31 protein-coding genes are annotated in these 25,117 nt (G+C 40.8%); 20 read left to right on the forward strand and 11 right to left on the reverse strand.

Translation table 11 applies throughout. The annotated features are described in order from the left end of the window. Nucleotides 1-254: 254 nt before the first annotated feature. Nucleotides 255-1,172: an alpha/beta fold hydrolase gene (locus ACE1AT_RS13795; RefSeq protein ID WP_374869182.1), complete on the forward strand. Its 918-nt coding sequence runs from the start codon at nucleotides 255-257 to the stop codon at nucleotides 1,170-1,172. An 82-nt stretch (nucleotides 1,173-1,254) separates the two neighbouring features. Here ACE1AT_RS13795 and ACE1AT_RS13800 read toward each other — a convergent pair whose 3' ends face one another. Beyond that, nucleotides 1,255-2,667, reverse strand: a complete 1,413-nt coding sequence (locus tag ACE1AT_RS13800) for an LCP family protein (protein WP_374869184.1) — start codon at nucleotides 2,665-2,667, stop codon at nucleotides 1,255-1,257. 444 nt (nucleotides 2,668-3,111) lie between these two features. On the opposite strand from ACE1AT_RS13800, the gene ACE1AT_RS13805 reads away from it, so the two are divergent. Further along, nucleotides 3,112-4,320 (forward strand): AI-2E family transporter, encoded by a 1,209-nt coding sequence (locus ACE1AT_RS13805; protein ID WP_374869186.1) that lies wholly within the window; start codon nucleotides 3,112-3,114, stop codon nucleotides 4,318-4,320. Nucleotides 4,321-4,475: 155 nt separating this feature from the next. On the opposite strand, the gene ACE1AT_RS13810 is transcribed toward ACE1AT_RS13805, so the two are convergent. From ACE1AT_RS13810 to ACE1AT_RS13830, 5 genes are all read right to left on the reverse strand, one after another. Continuing rightward, nucleotides 4,476-5,792, reverse strand: a complete 1,317-nt coding sequence (locus tag ACE1AT_RS13810; protein ID WP_374869188.1) for a serpin family protein — start codon at nucleotides 5,790-5,792, stop codon at nucleotides 4,476-4,478. A 231-nt stretch (nucleotides 5,793-6,023) separates the two neighbouring features. Continuing rightward, a complete protein-coding gene (locus ACE1AT_RS13815) occupies nucleotides 6,024-7,217 on the reverse strand; it encodes a transposase (RefSeq protein WP_374869190.1) in 1,194 nt (397 codons plus the stop codon). A gap of 313 nt (nucleotides 7,218-7,530) precedes the next feature. Next, nucleotides 7,531-7,947 carry a hypothetical protein gene (locus ACE1AT_RS13820; protein WP_374869192.1) on the reverse strand — a complete coding sequence of 139 codons (417 nt, stop codon included), beginning with the start codon at nucleotides 7,945-7,947 and terminating at the stop codon, nucleotides 7,531-7,533. Nucleotides 7,948-8,026: 79 nt separating this feature from the next. Next, a complete protein-coding gene (locus tag ACE1AT_RS13825) occupies nucleotides 8,027-8,296 on the reverse strand; it encodes a hypothetical protein (protein WP_374869194.1) in 270 nt (89 codons plus the stop codon). Nucleotides 8,297-8,305: 9 nt separating this feature from the next. Further along, nucleotides 8,306-8,752, reverse strand: a complete 447-nt coding sequence (locus ACE1AT_RS13830; protein WP_374869196.1) for a hypothetical protein — start codon at nucleotides 8,750-8,752, stop codon at nucleotides 8,306-8,308. A gap of 464 nt (nucleotides 8,753-9,216) precedes the next feature. On the opposite strand from ACE1AT_RS13830, the gene ACE1AT_RS13835 reads away from it, so the two are divergent. From ACE1AT_RS13835 to ACE1AT_RS13855, 5 genes are all read left to right on the forward strand, one after another. Then, complete coding sequence (locus ACE1AT_RS13835; RefSeq protein ID WP_374869198.1) at nucleotides 9,217-9,612, forward strand: hypothetical protein; 396 nt, start codon at nucleotides 9,217-9,219, stop codon at nucleotides 9,610-9,612. Between the two features lie 138 nt (nucleotides 9,613-9,750). Next, on the forward strand, nucleotides 9,751-10,164 hold the full coding sequence (locus ACE1AT_RS13840; RefSeq protein WP_374869200.1) for an ABC transporter permease: 414 nt from the start codon (nucleotides 9,751-9,753) through the stop codon (nucleotides 10,162-10,164). Nucleotides 10,165-10,233: 69 nt separating this feature from the next. After that, the gene (locus ACE1AT_RS13845) at nucleotides 10,234-11,274 is read left to right on the forward strand and encodes a hypothetical protein (protein WP_374869202.1); all 1,041 of its coding nucleotides are present in this window, start codon (nucleotides 10,234-10,236) and stop codon (nucleotides 11,272-11,274) included. Between the two features lie 59 nt (nucleotides 11,275-11,333). After that, nucleotides 11,334-11,543, forward strand: coding sequence for a hypothetical protein (locus ACE1AT_RS13850; protein ID WP_374869204.1), 210 nt, complete (start codon nucleotides 11,334-11,336; stop codon nucleotides 11,541-11,543). 3 nt (nucleotides 11,544-11,546) lie between these two features. Further along, complete coding sequence (locus tag ACE1AT_RS13855; RefSeq protein WP_374869206.1) at nucleotides 11,547-12,158, forward strand: DUF4102 domain-containing protein; 612 nt, start codon at nucleotides 11,547-11,549, stop codon at nucleotides 12,156-12,158. 257 nt (nucleotides 12,159-12,415) lie between these two features. Here ACE1AT_RS13855 and ACE1AT_RS13860 read toward each other — a convergent pair whose 3' ends face one another. The 3 genes from ACE1AT_RS13860 to ACE1AT_RS13870 all read right to left on the reverse strand — a co-directional run bounded on the left by ACE1AT_RS13860 (nucleotide 12,416) and on the right by ACE1AT_RS13870 (nucleotide 13,646). Then, nucleotides 12,416-12,763 carry a hypothetical protein gene (locus ACE1AT_RS13860; protein WP_374869208.1) on the reverse strand — a complete coding sequence of 116 codons (348 nt, stop codon included), beginning with the start codon at nucleotides 12,761-12,763 and terminating at the stop codon, nucleotides 12,416-12,418. A gap of 92 nt (nucleotides 12,764-12,855) precedes the next feature. After that, nucleotides 12,856-13,068 carry a hypothetical protein gene (locus tag ACE1AT_RS13865; RefSeq protein ID WP_374869210.1) on the reverse strand — a complete coding sequence of 71 codons (213 nt, stop codon included), beginning with the start codon at nucleotides 13,066-13,068 and terminating at the stop codon, nucleotides 12,856-12,858. After that, a complete protein-coding gene (locus tag ACE1AT_RS13870) occupies nucleotides 13,065-13,646 on the reverse strand; it encodes a tyrosine-type recombinase/integrase (RefSeq protein WP_374869212.1) in 582 nt (193 codons plus the stop codon). Before ACE1AT_RS13870 ends, ACE1AT_RS13865 begins: the two co-directional genes overlap by 4 nt. Nucleotides 13,647-13,869: 223 nt before the next feature. Here ACE1AT_RS13870 and ACE1AT_RS13875 point away from each other — a divergent pair, with 223 nt between their 5' ends. The 12 genes from ACE1AT_RS13875 (at nucleotide 13,870) to ACE1AT_RS13930 (ending at nucleotide 21,635) form a co-directional block, all read left to right on the forward strand. Next, nucleotides 13,870-14,199, forward strand: a complete 330-nt coding sequence (locus tag ACE1AT_RS13875; RefSeq protein WP_374869214.1) for a hypothetical protein — start codon at nucleotides 13,870-13,872, stop codon at nucleotides 14,197-14,199. 2 nt (nucleotides 14,200-14,201) lie between these two features. Then, the gene (locus ACE1AT_RS13880; RefSeq protein WP_374869216.1) at nucleotides 14,202-14,564 is read left to right on the forward strand and encodes a hypothetical protein; all 363 of its coding nucleotides are present in this window, start codon (nucleotides 14,202-14,204) and stop codon (nucleotides 14,562-14,564) included. Continuing rightward, nucleotides 14,542-15,603, forward strand: coding sequence for a LamG domain-containing protein (locus ACE1AT_RS13885; protein WP_374869218.1), 1,062 nt, complete (start codon nucleotides 14,542-14,544; stop codon nucleotides 15,601-15,603). The genes ACE1AT_RS13880 and ACE1AT_RS13885 overlap by 23 nt, the downstream gene beginning before the upstream one ends. Then, a complete protein-coding gene (locus ACE1AT_RS13890) occupies nucleotides 15,600-16,229 on the forward strand; it encodes a hypothetical protein (RefSeq protein WP_374869220.1) in 630 nt (209 codons plus the stop codon). Before ACE1AT_RS13885 ends, ACE1AT_RS13890 begins: the two co-directional genes overlap by 4 nt. Next, nucleotides 16,222-16,515, forward strand: coding sequence for a hypothetical protein (locus ACE1AT_RS13895; protein ID WP_374869222.1), 294 nt, complete (start codon nucleotides 16,222-16,224; stop codon nucleotides 16,513-16,515). Before ACE1AT_RS13890 ends, ACE1AT_RS13895 begins: the two co-directional genes overlap by 8 nt. A 3-nt stretch (nucleotides 16,516-16,518) precedes the next feature. Next, on the forward strand, nucleotides 16,519-18,876 hold the full coding sequence (locus ACE1AT_RS13900) for a coiled-coil domain-containing protein (RefSeq protein ID WP_374869224.1): 2,358 nt from the start codon (nucleotides 16,519-16,521) through the stop codon (nucleotides 18,874-18,876). Next, entirely contained in the window at nucleotides 18,876-19,733 is an 858-nt protein-coding gene (locus ACE1AT_RS13905; RefSeq protein ID WP_096674381.1) for a hypothetical protein, read from the forward strand. Before ACE1AT_RS13900 ends, ACE1AT_RS13905 begins: the two co-directional genes overlap by 1 nt. 130 nt (nucleotides 19,734-19,863) lie before the next feature. Beyond that, nucleotides 19,864-20,442, forward strand: a complete 579-nt coding sequence (locus tag ACE1AT_RS13910; RefSeq protein ID WP_374869226.1) for a hypothetical protein — start codon at nucleotides 19,864-19,866, stop codon at nucleotides 20,440-20,442. After that, nucleotides 20,442-20,705 (forward strand): hypothetical protein, encoded by a 264-nt coding sequence (locus tag ACE1AT_RS13915; protein WP_096674377.1) that lies wholly within the window; start codon nucleotides 20,442-20,444, stop codon nucleotides 20,703-20,705. Before ACE1AT_RS13910 ends, ACE1AT_RS13915 begins: the two co-directional genes overlap by 1 nt. An 86-nt stretch (nucleotides 20,706-20,791) precedes the next feature. Further along, complete coding sequence (locus ACE1AT_RS13920) at nucleotides 20,792-21,205, forward strand: hypothetical protein (RefSeq protein ID WP_096674375.1); 414 nt, start codon at nucleotides 20,792-20,794, stop codon at nucleotides 21,203-21,205. Then, nucleotides 21,202-21,471, forward strand: coding sequence for a hypothetical protein (locus ACE1AT_RS13925; protein ID WP_096674373.1), 270 nt, complete (start codon nucleotides 21,202-21,204; stop codon nucleotides 21,469-21,471). The genes ACE1AT_RS13920 and ACE1AT_RS13925 overlap by 4 nt, the downstream gene beginning before the upstream one ends. 2 nt (nucleotides 21,472-21,473) lie before the next feature. Next, on the forward strand, nucleotides 21,474-21,635 hold the full coding sequence (locus ACE1AT_RS13930; RefSeq protein ID WP_374869229.1) for a hypothetical protein: 162 nt from the start codon (nucleotides 21,474-21,476) through the stop codon (nucleotides 21,633-21,635). A gap of 45 nt (nucleotides 21,636-21,680) precedes the next feature. Here the strand turns inward: ACE1AT_RS13930 and ACE1AT_RS13935 are convergent, their stop codons facing one another. Then, nucleotides 21,681-23,366, reverse strand: a complete 1,686-nt coding sequence (locus tag ACE1AT_RS13935) for a S8 family serine peptidase (protein ID WP_374869231.1) — start codon at nucleotides 23,364-23,366, stop codon at nucleotides 21,681-21,683. A gap of 178 nt (nucleotides 23,367-23,544) precedes the next feature. Between ACE1AT_RS13935 and rpe the strand changes: the two genes are divergently transcribed. Continuing rightward, nucleotides 23,545-24,252, forward strand: coding sequence for a ribulose-phosphate 3-epimerase (gene rpe, locus ACE1AT_RS13940; RefSeq protein ID WP_374869233.1), 708 nt, complete (start codon nucleotides 23,545-23,547; stop codon nucleotides 24,250-24,252). Between the two features lie 124 nt (nucleotides 24,253-24,376). Here the strand turns inward: rpe and ACE1AT_RS13945 are convergent, their stop codons facing one another. Further along, a complete protein-coding gene (locus ACE1AT_RS13945) occupies nucleotides 24,377-25,078 on the reverse strand; it encodes an HpsJ family protein (RefSeq protein ID WP_374869235.1) in 702 nt (233 codons plus the stop codon). Between the last annotated feature and the right edge of the window lie 39 nt (nucleotides 25,079-25,117).

The following is a 25,117-nucleotide window of genomic DNA, read 5'->3' on the forward strand; positions in this document are numbered from 1 at the left end:
CTGGTACAGCGAAGCACGGGATTAATCGTGCTGCCAACTCGGAGATTGTCAAACTTGATGGCATCGAGCCACCAAGTTTGACCTGCTATCCCTCCCCGACCTCAGCGAAGCAGGTCGGGGTATCCCGCAGAAAAAGATGAAAGCAGCAGCATAAAATTGTCTAGTTGTAAGAATATATAAATTTTTGTAAAAATAGTTCAGTATAAATGATATCTGCATTTTTCCAAATTTTCATCTTATTTCATTAAATACCCATGGCTTCCTCCACTTCTGCGATCGCATTTACTCCAACAAAAACCTGGATTTGGCAAGGCTTTTCTATTTGCTATCAATCTCAAGGAAGTATTGGCCCAGCCGTGATCTTTGTGCATGGCTTTGGAGCTTCATGGTGGCATTGGCGGAAAAACATGCCTGTACTGGCGCAAAATTGTCGTGTTTATGCAATTGATCTGATCGGTTTTGGTGCTTCAGCGAAACCTGAACCTGATAAAAGTATCAATTATACATTTGAGACTTGGGGACAACAAATAGCTGATTTTTGCCGTGAAGTGGTGGGAGAGCCTGCTTTTTTAGTTGGCAACTCGATTGGTTGTATTGTAGCTATGCAAACAGCTGTGAGCAACCCTGAGATTGCTCTGGGAGTAGCATTATTAAACTGTTCTTTGCGGCTGTTACATGATCGCAAACGCCAAAGCTTACCTTGGTCGCGTCGTTTAGGAGCGCCGTTTCTACAACGCGTATTATCTTTTAAACCAATTGGTGAATTTTTTTTCTATCAAATTGCCAAACCCAAAACAGTACGAAAAGTTCTACTGCAAGCTTATGCTAATTCTGCAATGGTGACAGAAGAGCTTGTAGATATTCTCACCTCTCCTGCTAGTGATCCAGGTGCAGCAGCAGTGTTTCTTGCTTTTACTTCTTATTCTCAAGGCCCCCTACCAGAAGACCTTTTACCTCAATTGCCTTGTCCAGCAATTATTTTATGGGGAACAGCTGATCGTTGGGAACCAATTGAGTTGGGTAGAGAGTTAGCCAACTTTCCACAAGTGCAAAAGTTTATACCTTTGGAAGGCGTAGGACACTGTCCCCAGGATGAAGCTCCGGAGGTGGTCAATCCGATTTTGCAGGACTGGATATGGGAAAGAACAAGAATTCAGACTTCGGAAAATTAGTAATGGATAAGCGGAGAAATTTAGTTTTTTACTAAAAATGCTTGTTCTTTCTACTTCCTCCAGCTTTATAATTTCGGCTTTCTTAGTATGAGATTGGCTGCTCAAATAAGCTTTTTTGCTCTAACCAATCTTTACCCACTTGAATACTGATATCAGAATAGAGATTGCCAGTACTTTCTACTCGTACTTCTCCAAATCCTAAAGTGTTACGAATTGATTCGGCGCTGTTGCCATCTCCTTTTTGAGCAACGATGTGAGTCACTTCTAATGGTTCACCTGAGCTTTTGGCTATGTAGACATTGCGATAACCAGCTTTTTGCAGGCTTCTAATCAGTGGTTGAAGATTGGTGTTATCGCTGCCAGTACTGTCTTGAATTGCTACTCGTAGATATGTTGGATCTACTGTTTGTTGTTGGTCAGACGATTGTATATCAAAATACTGTGCCATCGTGGTCGCAATGCGATCGCTATTTGGTATCCAATAGCTAGCGTTATATTCTCCTTGTTCGCTAAACCGACCGGGCAGCATCAATTGCAACATATTAGAACGATTTGTTCTGGCTCCAAAACCCACCAATGCTACTAATTCTTCAACTGACAAGTTAGTATCAATGTGTTCTTTCACTACGTTGAGAATGTTGGGCAGTTGTGTCATTGTCGTCGGGTTAAGTGCTTGATCCATCAATGCTCGCATCACCATTTGTTGCCGTTGAATCCTGCCAATATCACCGTTTTCATCATGGCGGAAACGTAACATTTGCAGTGCTTGATCACCATTGAGATGCTGCTTGCCTTTCTTCAAATTTATGTACAGATGCTGGGAATCATCTTGGTATTTCATATCTCTGGGTACGTAAACAGTAACTCCTCCCAAGGCATCGATCAGCTTGGCAACTCCCAAAATGTTGATACGGATGTAGCGATCAATTCCGACTCCATCCAAGAGGTTACTAACGGTTTTGGCGGTTAAAGCAGGCCCACCCTGAACATTGGCCGAATTAATTTTTTTCTTCCCATGTCCTTCAATTTCCACACGGGTATCTCTAGGAATGGAAAGCATGACTAATTTTTTAGTTTCTGGATCAAATCTGATCAAGAGCATGACGTCAGAAAGACCATCAAAGGAATTAATTTGGGGTAGATATCCCAAACTTTTGGTTTCTTCTGGCGCATTTTGGACATCTGGCGGTAATACACTCATCCCCATGACTAGGATATTGACGGGGCGAGTTAGTTCTGAGAATCGTAGCCCCCCTCCAGAAATGCGATCGCCATCAAAAACTGCTGCTTCATCCGCACTCAGATTGGCTTGCATCAGAGGTGTACTGCTTAAGGACAGTAATGCTCCTGCTGTGGCTGACACGACCGCGATACCGCCCATACCCAGCAAAAACCATAGCCAACGTCCAGATTTGGAACGATTGACCTTTCTAGCACTAGATTTGGAGCGGGACTTAGAATGGTTTTTTGACGCCGAACCTCTTTGAATGGTCACAGACTTCCTCACACTTTATTGAATAATACTTGATGAATCCATTTTTGGAAAAACAGGCGAATCAGACTATAATACCTAACTCTTAATTATTAGTGGGAAATTAGTGGATTAAGTGTCTTCTGTAGCACTTCTAACAGCATTCTTCTGAATTTTTTCGTTCATTTAAAAACGCTTGAAATGTTTTCTTTATGAAGTATGGCAATATTAGGCAGCATTTGACTAGAGAACTTGAGAAAAATCTATTTTTTAATTTTTAATTTTTAATTGATAAGTCTCCCTTGTCCTCCTTGTCTCCCTTCGGTGTTCGTGTATTTCCGGATCTTGGTTCAAAATTATTCATTTGGTTGAGTGCAATCCTAAATTAGAGGGATGAATGATATTGATGTAGTTAGAGATAATAAGCTTTAGATAAGGATTATATTTGTGTTATCCAGCAATCGGCAGATGCAGACACGCAAGCTCTTAAACTGGTGGCAAACACTCACACCACTAGCACGATTAGGTGCGATCGCTTTATTCGCTCCACTTCTAGTGTTGAATGGCTGGGCCCTTTCAGTCATTTTTCATTATTTTCACTCGCTAATTGTCATTTTAGTGGCAGCTTCCGTACTAGCGTTTCTGCTCAATTATCCTGTAATTTGGATGGAACATCATGGTGCTAGGCGAGAGCAAGTAGCTATTTTAGTGTTTTTACTGGCTTTGTCGATTTTATTAGCATTAGGTGTGACTCTAGTCCCACTAGCTCTAACCCAAGCGCAGCAATTGGTAGCACGTTTACCGGAGTTAATTGACTCTGGACGATCCCAATTAATGATTTTGAACGAAAAAGCTGAAAGTATGGGTATACCCATTAATCTTGATGCTTTGTTAGTGCAAATCAATGATCGCGTGAAGGGACAATTGCAGGCGATCGCAGGACAGGTTCTGAATCTGGCGGTAGTCACTTTCACGAGTTTACTGGACTTTCTGCTGACAATGGTTTTGACTTTTTACTTGTTGCAGCATGGGGATGAACTCTGGCAAAGTCTAGTCAGTTGGCTACCAAGCAAATTTCGTGAGGCTTTTTCTCAAACTGTACGCCTCAGCTTTCAAAATTTCTTCATCACTCAGCTAATTTTATCTACCTGTATGGCATCAGCTTTAATTCCGACCTTTTTATGGCTGAAAGTACCATTTGGTTTGCTATTTGGCTTGAGTATTGGCATCATGGCTCTTGTTCCCTATGGTGGGTCTGTAGGTATTGCCTTAACTACTCTATTAGTAGCTTTACAAGATGTTTGGATGGGTGCAAGAGTCCTAATTGCAGCAGTAATTGTTCAGCAAATTCTCGAAAACTTGATTGGGCCCAGAATTTTAGGTAGCTTCACTGGTTTAAATCCAGTTTGGGCGTTAATTTCGGTTTTAACAGGGGCAAGAATCGGTGGTCTTTTGGGTGTTATTTTAGCAGTACCCACTGCCGTTGTGATTAAGACTGCTTTAAGCGCGTTGCGTCCTGATCTTGCATCTAACCACAGCGAAACCGGAGATGTCACCACTCACAGTCCTGAACAAGGGGAAGAATCTTGTCGCAAACAAATAAATGAAACCGCAAATGTGCGAACGGTAGAGGTAGGTACATCTGTGACACCCGAAACTTCTCCTCCGACTGCTTAGTTGTTGGTCAACCGATTTTGGATTTTGGATTTTGGATTTTGGATCGATTCCACAGATAAATCTAGGGGCTTGTACCATAAAGGAATTATTGAACATTTGTCATTTGTCAAAAACTTTGGACTCTTGACAATGGACTTTTGACAATGGACTCTTGACTAAGGGTTTAAAATTGAACCCATAAACAAAATGCTTCCAGTTTGGTTGTCGCGCATCGCACAGAAAAACGGACGGTCAACAATCATTCGGAATGGTTCATTAACAGGTAAAGACGTTTGAACTATACCCACAGAAGTAGTTGCAGCGGCTTCTGTTCCTTCTTCATTTACTTCTACAAAAGTTTTATGCTTAACTTCGCTAATTGCAAAGTTTTCTCCCATTTGAGAAAAATCAGCTTTGTTGGTGAAAGCCTCACCCATACCTAATGCTTGCAAAGCATCGTTAAGCCTCACCTCATAATCCATCTTGAAACGGGGTAAGCGAATAAAACCTTCTTGCTGGCTAAACTGAGACATCCATTTTTCCCAGTTATCAGAATTGAGATTTTGATAAAAAGATTTCAGACTTAAATTCTGTTTTGGGAGAAAAACATAAAAGCTGATCTTACCATCTTTACCATAAGGTAAGCTCACTGCTTGAAATTGTTCGTTTTCATAGTATTTATACTTACCTTTTTGTGACATCATCGGATGTTGTTTCTGATTAGCAGATGTCAGATAAAAAGGTTGTTGAGCAGTTTGTTGCTTATCAAATTCGTTTGTCCATCTACCTTTGAAGTAAATGGCATTAAGAATAAATAATACTTGATCTGGTTTTATGCTTTCAACAATCTTGTCAATTTTGCCGCGAGTGTTTTCCTTTACCCAGCTATTAATAGTAGCAACTGAGCCTGAATCTTGAAAGTTTAGATTTGTGACTTTTGATTGATAAGAATCCTGAATAGTTTTCAGAAAATCAGGTTTAAAGCTAACTTCTTGATTTGCCCAAAGTGAGTTAGCAATACTTAATTGAATTTGTGGATCTGGATTTTCTAAAAGCTGTTTTAATGCTGTGTTTGAAGAATTAATTTCCTGGATACTTAATCCTTGTAATTCCAGTGCTTTTGCCATTGCTTGCTGAGTGCTGCCACTAGCACCGTTGTAGGTCATATCTAAAGCGATCGCAATACTGGCAGGTGAAATAAACACATTTTTATTGTTCTCTTGTTTGAGAACTTCTTCAAAAAGTTTGAAGCCAAATTTAGTGTTCGCATTAATAAGTTTAGTATCAGGCAAAACAGACTTTTGAAGAACAGGAGATTCTGAGCTAGGTACACTGGATTGGGCAAAAACTTTTGTATTACTATTAACTTGAGTACATCCAATCACACCCATTAAAACTACACTAGCTGCTGCCAGAGCGTAGCGTCTTCCTAAACGAACAGCGTAACGTCTTTGTAGAAAATTTTCCCAAGCATTACCAAATTTCTGCTTCATTTTACCACACCAAAAGGCAGAGTCTATTTATTGACTATGACACTTCAAGCGACACAGCCATTTGGTGGTTACAGTTTTGGCAACAATTTTATTAGATCGGGGATCGGGGATCGGGGAACAAGGGGGACAACTTCTCAGTTATCAGTTAACAGTTAACAGTTACCAGTTTAATTTGATCACTGATAACTGATTCATGCCCAATCCCCAATCCCCAATCCCTATCTTTTCACTCTAGCCAAGAGCGATCGCTTTCACCAACTCCTTAAAAAGTAACCTCGCTGCTTTCGCTGCAATCCGCGATCGCACTAATCTTACAGGACGACCAGCTGCTTTTTCAGAGTCCAACTTTTCTCCCAAAATTTGACCAATTTCATTTTTGAGGCGGGAGTGCTTTGGCTCAATACGGGTAAAAACCCACTGCCAAAGCGCGATGCGGCATAAATCGGAACCGCCAACAATTTTAATACGGTGGTTATCACCAGAAGAGTTCAACGAGGGAGCATAACCCAAAGCTTTTTGAAATCGACGTTCTGACAAATGACGCTTGGTCGGTTTTTTGGAAACTCTACCCTTGCAAATTTTGACTTCTGGCCGACCATCAGCATCGAGGTAATTTTCAATTGGGTAAATTTGGGAGAGCAAAACAGCAGACAGGCGTGTGCCAAAACCAAAATATTTAAAAACTTGGTGGTAGACTTGAAACCTAGAATCAGCGAGTAATTCGCGTAATTCTCTTTCAATTGCTATCTCTTCTCGCTGGAGATTGCACAGCCGTTGGGCATGATAGCGAACTGTATCTGTAATCCCTAGTCCAACGGTCTGAGAGTACAGGCTATCGTAACGGGTGCTTTTACGTTCACCGGCTAACCAACCCCACAACAACGGTACTCGATCTGAACCATCGCAACGACGCGATCGCACTAATGCCACCTCTGGAAACTGCCATGCTAAATCCTGGCGAATTCGATTAGCTATGGGTGATTGTACTCTGTTGAGATGGGCGAGCCTCAGCACCAATTCACGGACACGCACAATATTTTGGTCACGAATTTGAACAAATCGGCGTGGGTCAGTGTGGTAGTCGAAGTAGTAGCAAGCTAGAGCTAGAGCATCGGCGTCATCGTCTTTGTCAGGTAATGCCAGGTGTGAGGAACGATAATTTTTTAGCTCCTTGTGTCCTACCAGTCGCACTTCTACCCCGGCCCGTGCTAAGTGTGTTCCCCACAGTTTGCTGTAGTTGTTGCCAGTTGGCTCCATCAATGCAATGTCCGGTTTTAGTGCCAATAGAGCTTTGATGCCTTCAATATTGGCACTGAAACGGTAAAACGGACATTCATAATAAAATTGTCTTGGCAAATCAGGCCTCTCCAAAAGCAGACAGGCCGAAACAGAGGACTTGCTCACATCAAGCCCTAAAATTCTCATTATTTTGGTTCTCCTGTAGGTGATTTGGTTTGTAATCCCTGAAGAATGCTGCCTGTGAATCACCCGTAAGCCACATAGAGCTTCTTTCACTCTCAAGGCAATGCCGCAGCTGTCACTGTGGCAACACAGGGATAGAACTAGCACCTACTTGCAACAGTCGAGCTTAGGAAAAGATGAAAGCTATCAAAGCTTGTTTCTCCACAAAAGCCCTAAACTGCTGCTGTAGTGCAGGCGAACTGATTTGGACTCAGACCGCGACGGCGGGCCACACACCCGTCGTTTCGCCGGTGAGTCAACCGGCTCGTCAGGCGCACTAATGAGGGATATCTTTATGCTTGAAATCTTCTGTAAGCTGAGAGTAACTACATCGACCCAGATCAAGCACATATCCAGAAACAACCTGTTTATAAGGAGGTTCTTTAGTCGTAAGGCAATCATCGCAAACAACTGCAAGCGCTCCATCTGAAGGTAAATTGCAAATCAGACACCCCCAACCTGTGCCGGGAACAGGGGCTTTTTTGTTGAGCATGACCATATTTCTTACCGATTGACCACTACAACCGCACTGACAGCAACTGCCGTAGTCATAATCATCCTCATAATCCGGATCGTCCTCATCCGAACTCCAAAATGTTGAACAACTCTCACATTTGTAAAAGCCAAAATCAGCATCAAATCTAACTTCATGAGAGCCACATTCAATACATAATGGTGTTTTTAAATCTTTCATAAGTTGTATATAATGACATCTTAAGTAGATGGATTTAGGAGCGATCGCGCAATTCAAACCCACGCGATCGCACCCAAATCTAAGCGGCTATCTCGTTCTCTTTGAGATGAATTCTCCAGATTTCATCAGGCGAGTACTTGATGATTTTGGAGCATTCATCAAACTCAACAGCATTGTCATCATTTGGAAAAACACGGTCAATCGACTCAATAATGTAGTCGTTGAATTTGGTTTCACCTATCAGTTCTGATGGTTCACAATTGCTTGTGTAGCCTTCAATTTCCGAAGCTTTTATCTGTTCACCATTCAGGTAAAACTTGCTGTAGTAAAACTTTAAATCTGTAGTCATTTAATCTCCTTATTTATCAACCGGAAAAAGCATACATCTGACTTTGCCATTTTTTAGCTTCCAGTTCTGAACGTCTCTACCAATAGCTGGTTTGACCAATTTACATTCTTCGATTGTGTTAACCTCCACATATTCTCTACCGTCGTCTTCATCTCGCTTAACCACAAAATCTTCAATATTCATCAGAGTATTACCCTGATGATCAATAACCTTCTTTTCTCCTCCTTGCTTGACGACGTAATAAACAATTCCTCCAATTGTTACGGCTCCCACAACAGCACATACAACGATTCCGACTCCCGTTGCACATAGGGGCGCTGCGGGTGCAAGTGCCGGATTTGCATTCGCTGAATCGAGTTTGTTAAAACTGGTAAATCCGACCACTGCCGCGATACTTATAGTTAACCATTTGGCTTTTCTCATTGTTAGTTTCCTGTTTAAGAAAGTGGTGTTCACGGCAATGAACACCACACTGTGCAAGAACGTTTGTGCCAAGTATGGGAAACGCCCAAACTTAGCAGAAGCGTTGCCAAAGCTTGACTACAACTAGGCTTGTGGTAGATTACTGGTTAGATTCTCATGTGAGCGATCGCGTTAACTCTCAAAAATGCGATCACTCTGGTAAATGACCGACAGAATTACAGGTGTTTTAAACAGCTCTCCTTACGAAACGACACAAGACTATGATGGGCATCGATGCGGCCCGTTGACTAATGACAAATAACTAATAACTGACCACTAACCCCTAGCAGGTCTTTTTTGATTGCACGACGGGCAGCAGGCTGCTATCTCTGCTTGGTTTGGGGTAGGTTAGTTTTTTTCATACATAACTAATGTTAGTATATTATATGAATGAAACTAGTCAAGCATTTTATTCATATAAAAAGGTTTTGTTCATACAATAAAATGAGGGTATTGTTGTGATATGCGAACATGGCCAGACCCAAGAAACTAGCAGAAGACTCAATTCGAGCGACATTTTTGATCAGCGAGAAAGACTGGGAAGCCTTCAAGCTTCAAGCAGAAGCAATGGGACTGAACAGATCGGACTTGATCAGATCAATTGCTCAGGGCAAGATTCCACTAGGGAAACCAGAGAGCAAAGAAAAACTTCTCCTGGGAAAATCCTAGAGCGTCTCGAATTTATCGAGGACGCTTATATTTCCTACGTTGACGGTCATCAACGACGTTTAGAAGCTCGTTTAAATGAGAGTAGAGAGCAAAAGGAAGCCTTCAAGAAAGCAGTTCAAGAGCTTAAGCAAGAAATTTACACCTTAGTCTCCGATCAGGAAACCAACGAAAATAATTCCGAATAAGCCGTCCTGTCTATGGGTAGGGCGGCTTTATGTTTGCATCCGGAAAAATGCTGAGGTTGAAAAATGCGGAGAATTCCTGATGCTTCAACCAGGAAATCAACCGCATCTTGGGATTGAACATTTACCCAATCAATCCTTATGGACTTTTTAGCCTATTTGGCAGCAACATTGCCACCACCAATTTTCGCTCTAGTGATAGGAGTGCTGACAGTAATTTGTCTTTTGCTGTATGGCGTTGGGCTGTATATCTTCTTTGTTGTTTTGTACTCAGTGCCGAGCTTGCGTTTTCTCTTTACGGATATCGATGAAATGATTACTCAATGGCTTAAATCTGGAACACAGCAGCGATCATCTCAAAAAACACGCCGTAAAGCTTCTACCTCTTGCCGCACCACAAATCATGAATTACAGCGCAAATTGCTTCAACTACTTCGAGGCGATAAAGCAACTGCCAATCGACTAATAAGACAACAACGTCAAATGCACCCTGGCAGAAGTGACAAGTGGTACTTAGAAAAAGCGATCTGGGATTTGGAGCGCGATCGCCACTGAAAAAGTTAAAAGCCACCCACGACTACCAATCATCGGGCGGCTTTAGTGATACATAATTACAGAATAATTATGGCATTTTTTAACAGAAAAAACACCCCCCAAACAGAATCAGCCAAATACAACAAACCTCATTGCATCATCCCAATTGATGACCTGCAATGGGTGATGAAACAAATAAAATCAGTACAAATTCTTTGGGATGAATGTTGGGCGTCAGATCCATTTGGAAGTCGATGGATACAGTTAAAAACATCACTAAGTGAGAGAGCATTTAGATTAGCAAGAAAGATTTTATACACAGCCGGACTATTTCAATTTAAGCGAGACATTTGTATAGATGACGCTCGAAAAACAGCCGGGTGGTTAGTAATAAACCTGCATGGAGCAAGGCGAATAGCAGACTTTTGGAATGAGACATTTCCTAAAAAAAATGAGGCAGGCTTCAACAAAGATCACTCGTCGGGCCAATCGAATAATACCAATACAAGCCTGCCTCATTTTTTAAAGGAGGATTCAAAAAAAGAAGAACCAATAGGCGGCGAAAACTTGCCGGATATCGGCACAAACGAACCGGATAACGGCGAAAATTTGCCGCCTATCGGTGAAAATGTGCCGGATATTGACATAAAACAGCCGACTATTTCCAGCCAAAACCTAGAAATATCAAGCCTTCCAGACAACGACAGTAGTATTTCAGAAACTTCTCAGGAACCTCTAATAGAGGTTTCTGTAGAAGAACCAAAGACCGACGAACTCTTTGAGAGAGTTCGCGGTCTTTGTGGTGAAAAAACAGCCAAAAAAATAGTTAACGTCTTGGAACGATGTAAAAAATTAGCCAAAGGAGAACGGAGAACTGACGACGAATTTTTGACAGAATTGTTTGCCAACAAATACAACTGGAGAATTGATACAGAGCGACTGAAACAACTACTTAACCTAAATACAGAAGATAGAACCGAATTTTTCAGTAGATTCAATTACTTATACCAAAACAAAGGGATGAGTCCGTCTAAAACATTTGATGAAGCAATTAACAGCGTAAAAAATCATGCTGAGGACATGACTACTATGACCATTGGAAAAATAGATTTGATCAATGCATTAACTTGATATAAAAAACTGCTTCCGATCACAAGGAAGCAGCCAACAAAATAAACACTAGTGAAATTATGAACGAATCAGAACTATTTCAAATACATAGATCCAGATTTAAATCTTGGATTAAAAAGCGATTTATCGCAGAAACAGACGTTTACTCAATGCCGAGTGAAATAGGTTTGGCATGGGCTGCGGCTCTAATTGAACTCGCCTCTGAGATTCAAATCACAGCGTTATCCCAAGCCCCTCATCAAATAGTTCCATTTCGGCGAGGGCGTTAAGTGATGAGTTACGAACAATTGCAGCTAGCCCTCAATATTCCCCTCCAGCAGTCCCCTCAAACCGTCCATGACTCCTACTGGGATGAGTTGGAGTCACGGGGGTCTTCCACGTACCAGAATCAGGCAGGCTTAATAGACCAGGCGACTAGTACTATTAGCAAATCGACAACACCCAGAAGCCTGCCTGATTCTGGAGGGGACAATGCGTCACAACCAGTTGAAAAACCCTGTGATAACTTTGACGGTATCTTTACAAACACAGACGTTGCGCCCCAACATTTGGTTCATTGTGTTGGGGCGCAAATTCCTTTATTAGAACCTCCGTACAAAAGTGTTGGGGCGCAAGTAAAGGTTGATACTAAAAAATCTGCGCCCCAACAGGATATCCCGACTCATTGGGTAGAGAAATATTGGGTTGAACGTAATACCAACAAGTATTGGTACTATCGCTATTGCTGGATGGAGGGGCGAAAAAAACACCGTGTCTACATTGGCAGTGTCAACAGTACGCGGGCTTCACAGATCAAAGTTGCTGTGGAGTTAGCGATCGCTTCAGGAGAATCACCACAGGGGATTAAGCAAATGATTGTTAGTTGTAGTGGTAAAGATGGATAGATGTGATAAATGCGGCTCAACCAAAATTGACAGGAAAGTATCTTCTGAGGTTTATGGTTATGTTTACAAGTGCCTAGAATGTGGCTTTGAGAAAGAAGAAGAACTAGTTAATTGCCCTGATTGTTGGGGAACTGGAAGAATTTATGTTCTTGATAGTGCCACTAAATGTAACTCTTGTCAGGGAACTGGGTATTTATAGTTCGGCAAATCATCGTAGCTAGCGGGTAATCATCGTAGCTAGCGGGTAATCATCTTAGCTAGCGGGTAATGTTCGGAGCTACTTGTCTAATGTTCGGGGCTTGCTGTGCGATCGCGTTCCTAAACTTCCGTAATTCATCCCAGCGGCGGGTATGTGTCGAAGCAGTACGGCTGTACTGATTAGGGTGGAATTGTTGCGATCGCTCTTGTACAAATTTATCGATCACCAGCAGAATCGCTTTTTGTAATTGTTCCTGGTCACATGAGGGAACTAAGCCAGAATCTATAGCCCTAGCATATTCCATTATTTGACTCTCAAGTGCTGCGGGAACACGAATCACTTTAGTTTCCCCATGATTCCAGCTATTGCCCCAAGTAGTTTTTCTGCGGCCGCCTTTACCAGTCATAATAGTTCCCCAATCGCTTGTCACTGCGTACTGTATCAGCTTCTATTGCCTGTTACAAGGCAATAAAGGGGAAGTGGGGATTGGGGCGCGAGCTACGGATCAATGCGAATGCTAGGCGGTAAATCTTCCGCATCTTCCCAAGTAGGCACACCCAGTTCTGTTGTCTCCCCCCAAGCATCGTAAGCCAACTCCTCCAACGCCAAAGCAAAATGAAGTGGGTGTGTGATATCGCGATTAATAACTTTGTTGTTAAGTGCTACAAGTCCCTGGAGCAATTCAACGGATAGCAAGCTCGGCTTTTTCATAAAGTGGCAATAGCTCCACGGACGCGATCAGCCGATATTTCCACATAGCGCCCCAGCGCCTTTAAATCCCGGTGTCCCGTGATTTTTTGAATAGTGTACAAATCAGTTCCATTTCGATGCAGCTTCGTGATAAAAGTCCGGCGGGTGCTGTGGGTGCTAATCCCTTTTGCATCCAAACCAGTTTTTTCCACAGCAGCCCGTAAGATTTTGTCAGCCCATCTTATAGTTATAGGCCCGTCACCCTCACGATTGGGAAACAACCAAACCGAGCCAGTTTCCGGCTTATAAGCTCGCAAAGATTCAGCCAGCACCGAATGCACAGGAACCTGACGAGTTTGGCGCTTACCATCAGGCGAGGCTTTACGAGTATTAGCCCTAAAAGTAATTTCACCTCGCACAGTACCATCTGGGTTATAACAGTCATCGACACGCAACTGGACTAAAGCACCCCAACGTTCACCCGTGTACCAGGCTAGATCCAAAAGTAATTTGTACTTTTGGCTTTTGATCTGTTTTCGGATTTTCGAGTAATCTCCCTCAGACAAAATCGCCGCTTGTCCATTGCGATTATTTTTCATAGTTTTTAGACCTCCTCATAGTTCTGGTTTAACTGTTGTGTTAGGTTAAACCGGAACCTTTTCTAATTGAGCTATTAACTAAAACTGACTCAATCCTAATAACAGCAATACTTACACGTCCTCGGTGTAAGTTCCGAATTTACATAAAAGCGGAATATTTACTAATTATTTATTAGCCACTAGAACGGATTTATCAATATTGAAAAAATCCGAAAATATACAAATGGCAGAACCAACTTTACAGCAAGTATTCGGTGCGAACGCCACCCAAGACGCGAACACAATCACAATTTCCAAAGCAGACTTAACATCTGTGGGATTAACAAGCAGTGCAACTAATCGTGCAGAGCAACTGTTTGTAGCTATTCTTCTCAAAGCAGCCGATTATCTGAATTCCACCAACCAAGGGACTGACAATGATATTCAAGTGACGATTGAGGATGGTTTCTTGAGCATTGTGAGTCGAAATAATAGTAATTACAGGCAAAATTCCTACACTGTGAACCTACAAAAGCTTGACACTAGTAGCACCATAGACCCCGACGATTATTAAGCATGGAATTAACCCTACAGCAATTATTCGGGGTTAATGCAATTCAAGATAGTCAGTCTTTGATAATTGCTAAGACTGACCTACCTTTATTAACTCCATCAGTTAGTAATACTGCTGAGTCTCTTCTCACAGCAATCTTGTTAAAAGCCTTTGAGAATTTTCAAGGACAACTAACAGATTCTCAAGGAAACAAAATAGAAGACCCTCAAGGGACAGTGATTGAATACAACAATTCAGCCCTTTACCAATTACTATCAATCGAGCCTTGGAATACATTTTTTGAACAGCGTAACGAATTTGTATATGTAACAAACATGTTAATAGTTAATCAGTATTCAGAATATGCAGATACAGAATTTTCCTAGTAATATCCCCACATTCAATGATTTATTGTTATTTCAATCAGCAACAGATCAAGCTTATTACAAAGCGAAATTTAGTGAACTTTCATTAGCATCGAAATGGACTTCAATAAGTGCTAATCATACTACTATTAACTACGACAAATTAATCGTCAATACTAGTGCATCTATCACTATTACTTTGCCTATTGTTTCTATTGGTGAAATAGAAATTTTTAACATCAATAGCAATACTGTTTACATTAATACTCAGGGCAAGCCTTACAATGCTGGTTTATATAGCTCAACAAATTTAGGAATAAAAACAACCAATAATTATGTAAAGCTTGTTTATCTTAACGATAGTATTGGCTGGTATCCGATAATTGGTGTTTTGTCCGTAATAACAGATGCCAATGTTGCAGTATTACTAAACTTTAATGGTAGTAATGGAAGCACAAGTTTTATCGATGCTAAAGGTAACACGGTTAACGCATTTGGTAGCGCACAAATAAGCATATCTCAAAGTAAATTTGGCGGGGCAAGCGGTTACTTTAATGGCAATGGTAGTTATTTAACAATTCCTCAAAACGCCAACTTAACTTATGGAAGTAATGATATTAGCTGGGAATGTTGGGTGTATCCACTAAGCAATCCAGCATCAGCAAATACTATGACTATTATGGGTAATGCCGTTGGTGGTGGTAGTGGTAATAGTGGTTTATTTGTTTGCATCCATAACGGTAGATTTGTATTTAGACACTGGAGAGATGGCAACAGTAACGCTATAAGTAATCAAACGATATCAGCTAATACTTGGTATCACGTTGCCGCAATCAAACAAGGAACAACATTACAAATATACGTGAATGGTATTCAGGGTACAGCAGGAAGTACAACTACCAGTAACACAGACAATAATTTCTCTATTGGCAGAACATTAAATAACTCTGGTTATGCAACAGACTTCAATGGGTATATTGACGATTTACGGTTAAGCGTACCGGGAATACTTTTGTATACAAATGATTTTACTCCGCCTTCAACACAATTTAGCGTATGACTTTATATTGCAAAGCTGGTGATAAGCCAAAGGTAATTTATCGATTCAAGGGAGACAAAAACGATAGCACTTTTTACTCTGAGATATCCCCTATCGATGTAAATAGCGTTCCCTTTGAAAATCCAAATTTACCCGATGAAATATACGCGTGGAACTTCAGTACTGGACTAAATCCTAGAACAACACTTGCAGATATGCCATTTAGAGCTAAAGGCAAGCTTACTAATTTTAAGGTTACAGGATTGATTAATACTGACACTGTAAATGGTGTTGTAAATGGTAATTGGTCGTGTCAGTTCCAAGACGGCGACGGCAACATAATTACTGGTAGTGCTGTTGGTCGTTATCCAGGTGATGAACCAAAATTAGTAAAAATTCTAGTACCAAATCCTGATAAGCCACCGGAAGATATTTGCAGGCTAACAGTAAAAAATGCTCTTGGAAATACAATTTTTACTGCTAGTGGTAAGTGTCCTATTACTTATAGGGTTGTTTGTGCTAATTGCCCAGATGGCTATCAAGAATGTCAAACAGATAAATATCCTGGATATTGCTGTATTCCTTGTAAAGAAACAGCATCAAAAATCAATAACTTAGTGCCGAAAACGAGGTGCTGTCATGGCTGAATGCAAAGATATTGATGCAGCTTTAAGACGGCTTGAATCAGCGATAAACAAGCAAAATCAATGCTGTAATGAAGTAAAAAATAAACTTGCGAACCTAGAGGGTAGAGTAGCAGCCTTAGAAGGCAAGCAGGGCAAAGTGACTCAAGATAATAAAAAAGATAATGATTTAACCGAAATTCTTACCCGATTAAGTCGGCTAGAAAATTACATCATTAAGCTAGATGGTGTAGGTAAAAACCTACTTTCAATCATTCCTGAGTTTATGAAATTATTAATTCCGTTCTAAAAAATGCTAGTACCATCTGAACCATCTTTTGTACGTATTCCTAATACCGTACAGGAGTTATTAAAAGGATATCGAACTTACAACAAATCTCTTAGAAAAGGGATAACAGACGTTAAAGATACAACTAAACGTGTATCTAAAGAAATTGCTGATAATACAAAAATTTCAAAAGAGTTAAAAGACGTAAACGATAGATTATTTAAGAAAGTTCCAGGAAAAAGTTTGCTAGATAAAGCTAGTGTTGGAGGCGGGTATCTGGGAGCGCTAGCGGTAGTTGGTGGCGCTACTGCGTTAATCAAAATCTATGAAGCAATCAATAATACCCTCTTTGAGGGACAAGAAATATTAGGACGTGATTTAAGCAGTGCATTCCAAAGAAGCATTAATAACAGTATCCAAATTAGGTCACTAAATAAAGCAATTGCAGAAGCGAAAAAGCAAGCTAATGATGCACTCTACGAGGCACGACAAGGCAGAGCAAAACTAGAGCCAAAAGTAGAGACAGCTAACCAAAAAGCTAACGATGCTTTATACGAAGTAAGAGCAGGCAAAACTAAATTAGAAACTGCAATAGCTGAAGCATATAAGAAGGGTAATGATGCTCTATACGAGATTAGACAATTTAGAGCAAAAACAGAGCAACAAATTAAAGATGCTGTATCTACTGTTGCGAACATTCAAAAACAGATAGCGCAAGCTTTAAAGCCTACTAACAATAATGATTTGTTATCAGGATTAACAGCATTACAGCGAGATGTTGCAACAACTAAAACAGAAGTTGCTAAACAACAAGCAGAAGTAAAAGCAGTAGAAGCTACAACAAAACAGATTGATGCTGGATTTAAGAAGATAGGAGAATTGCAAATTAAGCTTGATAAACAAGTGCAGAATATTGACGAAACTGGTGGTAAATGGGGTATTACCGTAAGAAGCGATTTTACGAAAGTGTATGAAGCAATCCCTGCTCAAGTTACTAGTGGGTTGAAAGTTTGGGAGCCTAAATTTGCACAAATCATCCAATCTCAATACAGCACTAATCAAGTAGTAGACGCTCAAGGTGCTGCAATAAGTACGCTTGCAAGTAATCAAGGGAACCTACAAGGACAAATTGACCAAGTAAAAAGTATTGCCACCAAAGGTGATCCATTAACACCGATAGCTATACAAAAAGCAGATGAAGCAAAGCTTAAAGCAGAAAAAGTAGAAAAAGATGTCGCAACAATCAGAAGTGATATCACCATTACCAAAACTGATTTAACCAAGATATCAACTGATTTTGATAAACGGATTAAGGAACAAGAGAAAGTGAATCAACAAGCTATTCCAAAACTCGATAACATCATTTTTGCTCTAGGCTTAATCCCTGCAAGAGTACGCGACACAATTAAACCCGATATTCCAACAATTCCCCAAATTGAAAACGCTGCTGCTACTGGAACATGTAGAACCACTCAACCGGGCGGGTGTATGCGAAAAGCATTAGATGACAATGCAGCCAATATCAACGCCAACACCAATGCCAACGCCAACAACATTTTGGATGGTATTAACGCTGGTGCGAACGCGACACAATTAGGATTGCTACAGAAAATTGATAACAAACTCGGTGATCAGCTTCCTGGTGGAATAGGTGGCAAGATGTCCCGAATAGCCGAATGGTTACACCTGGATAGAGCATTGAATTTAATGATTTTTGCTGCAACAGTACACAACGCTCTAATGTTGAGCAACGACATAGGACAAACTTTATTAGGAGCTATTAGTAATGTACTTCAACTAATAGGTTTGAAAAAAGAAGATGGTAGCGCTTTTGATTTAGGTAGTGTAATTAGTAGTAGCATAGAAAGTTTTATTACAAGCATTATTGGTGCAGATAATTATACAGTTCTCAAAGAATCTTGGGCTAAGGCTAACAGAATATATCAAGCCACAACCAATGTTTTGAATAGTTTTTTGAATTTATCTCAAACTATCTTACAGGCATCTGAATTAATTGCTGGTTACACAGGAAAGATAGGAAATGCTTTAAAAAAAGGTGGAGTCATTCTTGAAAATGCTTACGGGTGGATGAATCCACAGCCTAAGTTTAATCGGGTTACTCAATTTCTAGAAGGGTTGCAAAATGGAGCAAGCACTATACAAATGGTCACGCAAGCTCCCTTAGATGTGGTCAACGCCACTACTGAATTTACAACAGCTTCTACTGAATTTGTCAAAGCGATTAAAGAAGATGATAAACCAGAAAACAAAGCTACACCCACACCAGAACCCGATGAATTAAAAGCTAAGGAAATTCAGAGTAAAACTAATTCACAGCCTAATCCTTTTGACTTCTCAGATTTGTTTGATGGAGAGGATTAATGACACTACCAAATGATTTTGATCCGTTTGAACACTTACAGCAGACTTATAAAACTGAATTTAATAGACGAGTAGATAGATACTTTAGCGATGTTCAGGGTAATGGTGATTTATCAGGGCCACGTCCATCTTTAAAATTAGCTTGTCGGATTCTCGATAACGATAATGACGCAATGATGAATATGCGTCACAACCTTTTTTTTAATGTCATCGGCTACAGCAGAAAAAATTTAGCTGTAGTTTATGGGAGTAAATTCGATACGGCTCCCCCAGTAGCAGGACATCCACAACTATTTTTTGTTTTCTCTCAGGATGCAGCAGCCACACCTTCTGAAGAGTCGCCCATACAGCATGAAAAATCAGTGCGGTTGATGAAATTTTCCTGTGCTTCTGGCGATGATGATAATAGTACCAAGCCAGCCATTACTAAGGCGAACATGACCGAAATTGCTAACGAAATTAAAAATAATTTTTTGTCAGGTGGTAGAGGGATAACTTACACCTGCGGTAATAAAACAGCCTCTTACACTGACCCTGAGAACGGGTTCCCTAGAGGGAATTACATCTTGGTTAACAGTAAGGCTGATGGTGTAGAAATTTATCAAAAAATTTGCAACGTCATTGATGTACCGTTTCACTCTGACAGGGTTTTGCTAAATGACCCGGATAAACCCAGCACAACAACCGCAACGGCTGGGAAAGTCACCATTTTGGGCAAACAGGTACAAAATCGTAGGTATAGACCTGTAGCAGTACTTAGATTCAGAAGTGCTTACATCTCGTTAGGAAATCTTGTACCACCTGTATTTTTGATAGATACAACACTCCGTAATCAGTCATTAGTCCGTTATCCCTGATTTGAGATGAATTTTAACAAGTGTCTGTTGTAAACAATAAAGATAAAAACCTATTAGGTTTCGGTGGAAAATTCTAAGGATTTTAAAGGGCTAGAGTTGTTGGCATCCGTAAAAGTCATCAACAAAAATTATGGGGTTTAGAGACCTACAACGTTACCCAGCTATGAAGGCTCGGTACGACAAATATAAAGAGTGGTTAGAAGCTACTCCCGAACAACGCCAAGCGAAGTTTGCAGCCATCACTGATGAAACCAAGCGTGCGAAGACAGAAAGAGAAAAAGGTTATATTTCTCCATTTGGCACTGCTGGGAATACAAAAATTTACGTCCCTGCTCGGTTAATCAAGGATGGACAAACCGGACAAGGGTCTGGGGTTGCTAACGTGCTGCGTGGTTTACTTGCCAGCTATACTACAACTGCTACCGAGCTTGCAGCACTAAACAACCCACTGGTAATTGAGACAAGTCAATTTAAAGCTGCCAAGCTAACACTGACTTCTGTTGTACCTGGAGGCAAGAAAAACAGCCGGATTACTGGTGCTGCTTACAATAAGCCAGATGTAGATTCTGTTACCTGTGCATTTGGTCAAAACACTGGTGGTCAAGCTTATGACGCGGCTGTTTTAGCCATAAAAGGTGAGTCAGCTTTTGCTACCTTCCTAGAAGGAAACAACGGTAAGAACCGCGCCAGATTTACACCTGAAGGCTAATGAGCAAGATCGCACAGCGAACCGAAATTATTTGGACTCCAGATGATCCGTTAGACCTGTTAGCAGTCGATGTTGATGGCAATTGCTCTGAAACTGAGTTTTTGGGGATGCTTGCCATCAACCAAGCAGGTAGAGATTGGTTAACCGGGAAGATTGACACGGTTGAATATCTCGACAAGCTGGAGTTTTACGGCATCCCTGATCCGTTTGAAATTTTAGATGAGTTTGCTGATCACGTTGAGCTTGTAATTTCTCACGGATAGTCACAGCAGTGAGAGTTGTTGAATTAAGTAACACTAATAACTGGCAAAGCATATACTCTACTAACGTTAATGCTGTCCAGGTTCCAATGCAGGATGGCCGCTATTTAATTAATCCCATTCCTGAAATAGTAGTGCCAGTAGTGCTAGATAAATTCATTCTTGCTGTGAGTGTGGATACTGATGTTCCGACTGATTCAGTATGGAGATTTGCAGGCTACATCAATCAAAAAATTAGCACTGGTATTGTCATTGGTGGGGGTCAGGATGCAACTACTGTTAGAGGTCGTCCACTATTTTTAGACCAAATTAACCTGATTTTTTTTCAGAAAATTTCCACATCCTATGCTGTTAGTGTCAAAGTACCAAAATGGTTTACTCGCGCCCAAGTGACTATTTGGGAGTACATAGGAGTAGATGACACTTCAGAGGAAATCTTACTCACTCAGGAATTTGCAAATATCAACTTCAAACTTGATCAGATACAAAATCAAATCTCATGAAAACTGCTACTGATTTGATAGCTTTTGGCAGTTTTTTCATTGCTTGCATTACTGCCATTGCTGGTGGCATTTTTTGGTATGCCAATTCTGAGAAAAAAAAATACGGCTTGGAACGTGACTTTGGTCATATTCGCCGTAATCAAGAGCAAATACAAACTTCACTCAATACTATTTTGGGTGAGTTTGACCGACGCTTCGATATAGTTGAGCGGGACATTTTGGAAATCAAAGCTAATTTGAAAATTCCACACCAGCCGGAGCGATAAGCATGTTACAACAACTCAATACGCGATCGCTCATCATGATTTTACTGGTACTAGGGGCGATGGGCCTTGCTGTGGTTGATGAGCGATTTAGACCAGTTTTTGGTGATTTGGCTAAGGTTGGTGTGGGTGGTTACTTAGGGCAGTTGATACCAGAGTCAAAGTAGTTGGAAATTCAAATTCGAGATGACAAATTTTAACAACTTGAAGAGTTAGCGATCGCTATCGCCAACGCTACCCACATCATCCCCATACCTATCCAAAATGACCAGTGCTGATTCATAGTTTTTTGGGTACAGCTTAACTTGCTGGGGATTCTCCACAGCCCACCAAGCCAAAGCGTATGGCTGAGTGGCTTCGTTTGCTTGGTTGTGAAACTGGACGCGAATCTTATATTTATCGGTGGTGGGGACAGGACAAAAAATATGTTCTACGCTATCGACATCACTAATTGAGGCGCAAACAGTCTCTGTGTCTCTATTTTGTGTCGCATCGGCTTTGACTAGATAGACATCAAGGTTATTTAAACCGCGATCGCGAAAATTTTCCCCAGCATCAAATTGATTATTCTTATTTTTATCGTTCAGTTCTACCAGCCTATCCCAAGTTAAGCTAATAGCCACAAAACTATTCTGCTGTAACGGTTTGGATAAAACATATTCTACGGATGAACCAGCATTGACAGTATCGTAGTTCCAACCAATTGCAGGTACAGATTGTGATGGTTTCCATTGACCTCCACTAAATTGCTGATAAGCACGAAAAGCATTTAAATGACCAGCCCCCATCTGATTATCCAGGGGAATTTTGGAATTTTTATAAGCACTAGAAGCCAGCCAATCTTGATTTTGTTTATTGATGAGTGTTCTGGTCATTCCTAGTCGCAAGCCATCGCCAGTATCTTGAATTTTGTCAGCAGAATTTAATAAAATAGCCTTCATGACTTCATGTTGGCGAGCAGCAGTACTCCAATTTGGTTGTTTTGTTCGTAATTGTTTGTCACCAAATTCTTGCAATAGAGCAACTGTTGCTGTTACATGGGGTGCTGCAAAACTCGTCCCTGTGACTTTATTGATTTTGCCATCAGGAGTAAGCAAGGGAATATTACTACCAGGAGCCACTATACCAATTGTGCCACGGGAACCAAGATTAATTTCCTTGCCAGATAAACGGAGGGTCATTGCTTCAGTTGTCGCTACCAAATTGGAAACGTCTACTTTATTAAAAATTCCTCTCCGACGAGAGGAAAAAGCCACGTTTACTCCATTAAAATTATCTGTAGGGATAGGAATTCCTCCTTTACCTTGGTTGCCAGCAATCACATATAAAACATTGTGAGCGCGAGTAGACCAGTCAATACATTGGGTTAGTAAGGCGTTACCATCCAAAACAGCCTCCGGTCGAGGATCGCGGTTTAAAGGTTCGCCAAAGCTAAAGTTGATGACACGAACGTCGCCACCATTTTGCAGTGCTACGTGCTGTGCAGACAAACATTCTTCTGGCTGTCCCATTTTTGTGGAACCTACAGCAGACGAAAACAGCCGCGCTCCTGGAGCTACTCCTGGGAAGCCTTTATCTGTACTAACCATGACACCAGCAACATTGTAGGCGTGGGGGTCAACTCCACTATTTGACTTAGCAGGACTATTGCGTAAAAAGACACCTGCTATATCGATAGAGCGATTTTTAGAAACCGCTTTATCTACACCAAACTTCCCAGGACGCCCAATTTCCACTTGACCAATGGCAATCTTGCGACCTATGAGATTATACGGGGCTTTATGTAACTTCAGAGCGTCAATACCGTTAGTACTCATGGAAATTTCCAAAGCTAACACCGGCAGACTCAAACAAGAAGCACCTAATCCCCAAGCGATCCAGCTAATTTTTTTTACCATAGTTATTTTTCATTTGTCATTGGTCATTGGTTATTCTCTTCTGTCTCCACGTCTCCCCGGTCCCCGATCCCTGATCCCCGATCCCTTCTCCCTCAAAAAGCTCATACAAAACTGATGAGCCTTTGCTCAAGTTTTGTTACAATATTTACAGAAAAGGACGCTTAAATATCCACTAGCCATGACCAAAACGCTATCTAACAAGCCGATTGTAATTGCTCCATCTATCCTATCAGCCGATTTTAGTCGTCTGGGAGAGGAAGTACGCGCCATAGATGAGGCGGGAGCAGATTGGATTCATGTTGATGTAATGGATGGTCGCTTTGTACCTAATATTACGATAGGTCCTCTGGTAGTGGAGGCGATTCGTCCGGTTACAAAAAAACCACTGGATGTCCACTTAATGATTGTGGAACCAGAAAAATATGTTGCAGATTTTGCCAAGGCTGGTGCAGATATTATCTCTGTACATTGTGAACACAATGCATCGCCACACTTACACCGTACTTTGTGCCAAATTAAAGAACTTGGTAAGCAAGCTGGTGTTGTCCTCAATCCATCTACACCTTTAGATTTGATTGAGTATGTGTTGGAAGTTTGCGATTTAGTGTTGATTATGAGTGTCAACCCTGGTTTTGGTGGTCAAAGCTTTATTCCAGGAGTAGTTCCCAAGATCCGCAAGCTGCGTCAAATGTGTGATGAACGTGGTCTTGATCCTTGGATTGAAGTAGATGGTGGACTGAAAGCAAATAATACTTGGCAAGTTTTAGAAGCTGGAGCCAATGCGATTGTCGCTGGTTCGGCTGTGTTTAATGCTAAGGATTATGGTGAAGCGATCGCAGCTGTTCGTAATAGCAAGCGTCCCACACCAGAACTAGCACAGGTTTAATTGATGAAATCCTGATAGTTTGTAGGTATGAATTTGATCCTTAAGGATAAGCACGCTTAGTGTTTACTACGAACTAAAAAAAGGGCGATCGCTATTTGATCGCCTTTTTTTATTGATTGAAAATTTAAAATCTGGCCCAATCTGTTCCTTTCCACAAACCAAAGAACAGAAACGCAGACACTAAAGCGCCAAGAATCCATTTTGTAGAAGTCTTAATTAAATTTAGACCTCGCAAAGACTGGGTAGTTTCTGCTTGATCTTTGATTTGTGCTTTTGCTTTAGAAACTTGAGACAAAAGTTCATTCTTTACTTCTTCTGGTTTTTTCCCATATAGGGAACCACCCCGGCTTTTTAAAAGATTATCTAATTGTTCAGGAGTTGCTTGGCTGAGTTTCTGATGTAATTGTTCAGCACGAGAAATTTGTTGTGTAGATATATTATTGATTTGCGCGACATTTTCCTTATTCAGCCGGATGGTGTTAGAAACTCCCAAAGGTATCATGAGTAAAAATAACGCTCCCAATAATAAAGTTAGCCAAGATAATAATTTTAAAATCGGAAATTCCCATCTGTTGCGCGAATGTAATTCCCCATAAAACACTAGTGCTAACCCAATTAAAGGTACAGGTACACGTTCAACTATTGCTCCTATTGTTTGAAATTCCCAAGCAGGGTTAAAAAAGTTTGATGGAATAAACATTGCTACCCAATCAAACAAAGATAATATTAACAGACCGTAGCCGAGCGATCGCAGAATAGCGAGCGAACTTTCCTGTGTTAAGACAAACTGAGGAGAATTCAATTTTTCAATTTTAGATTTAGTCATAATTCCTTACAAATTATCAAAACAAAAATTTTTATAGAC

This window comes from Pelatocladus sp. BLCC-F211 (genome assembly GCF_041928655.1).
Classification (GTDB): Bacteria; Cyanobacteriota; Cyanobacteriia; order Cyanobacteriales; family Nostocaceae; genus Pelatocladus.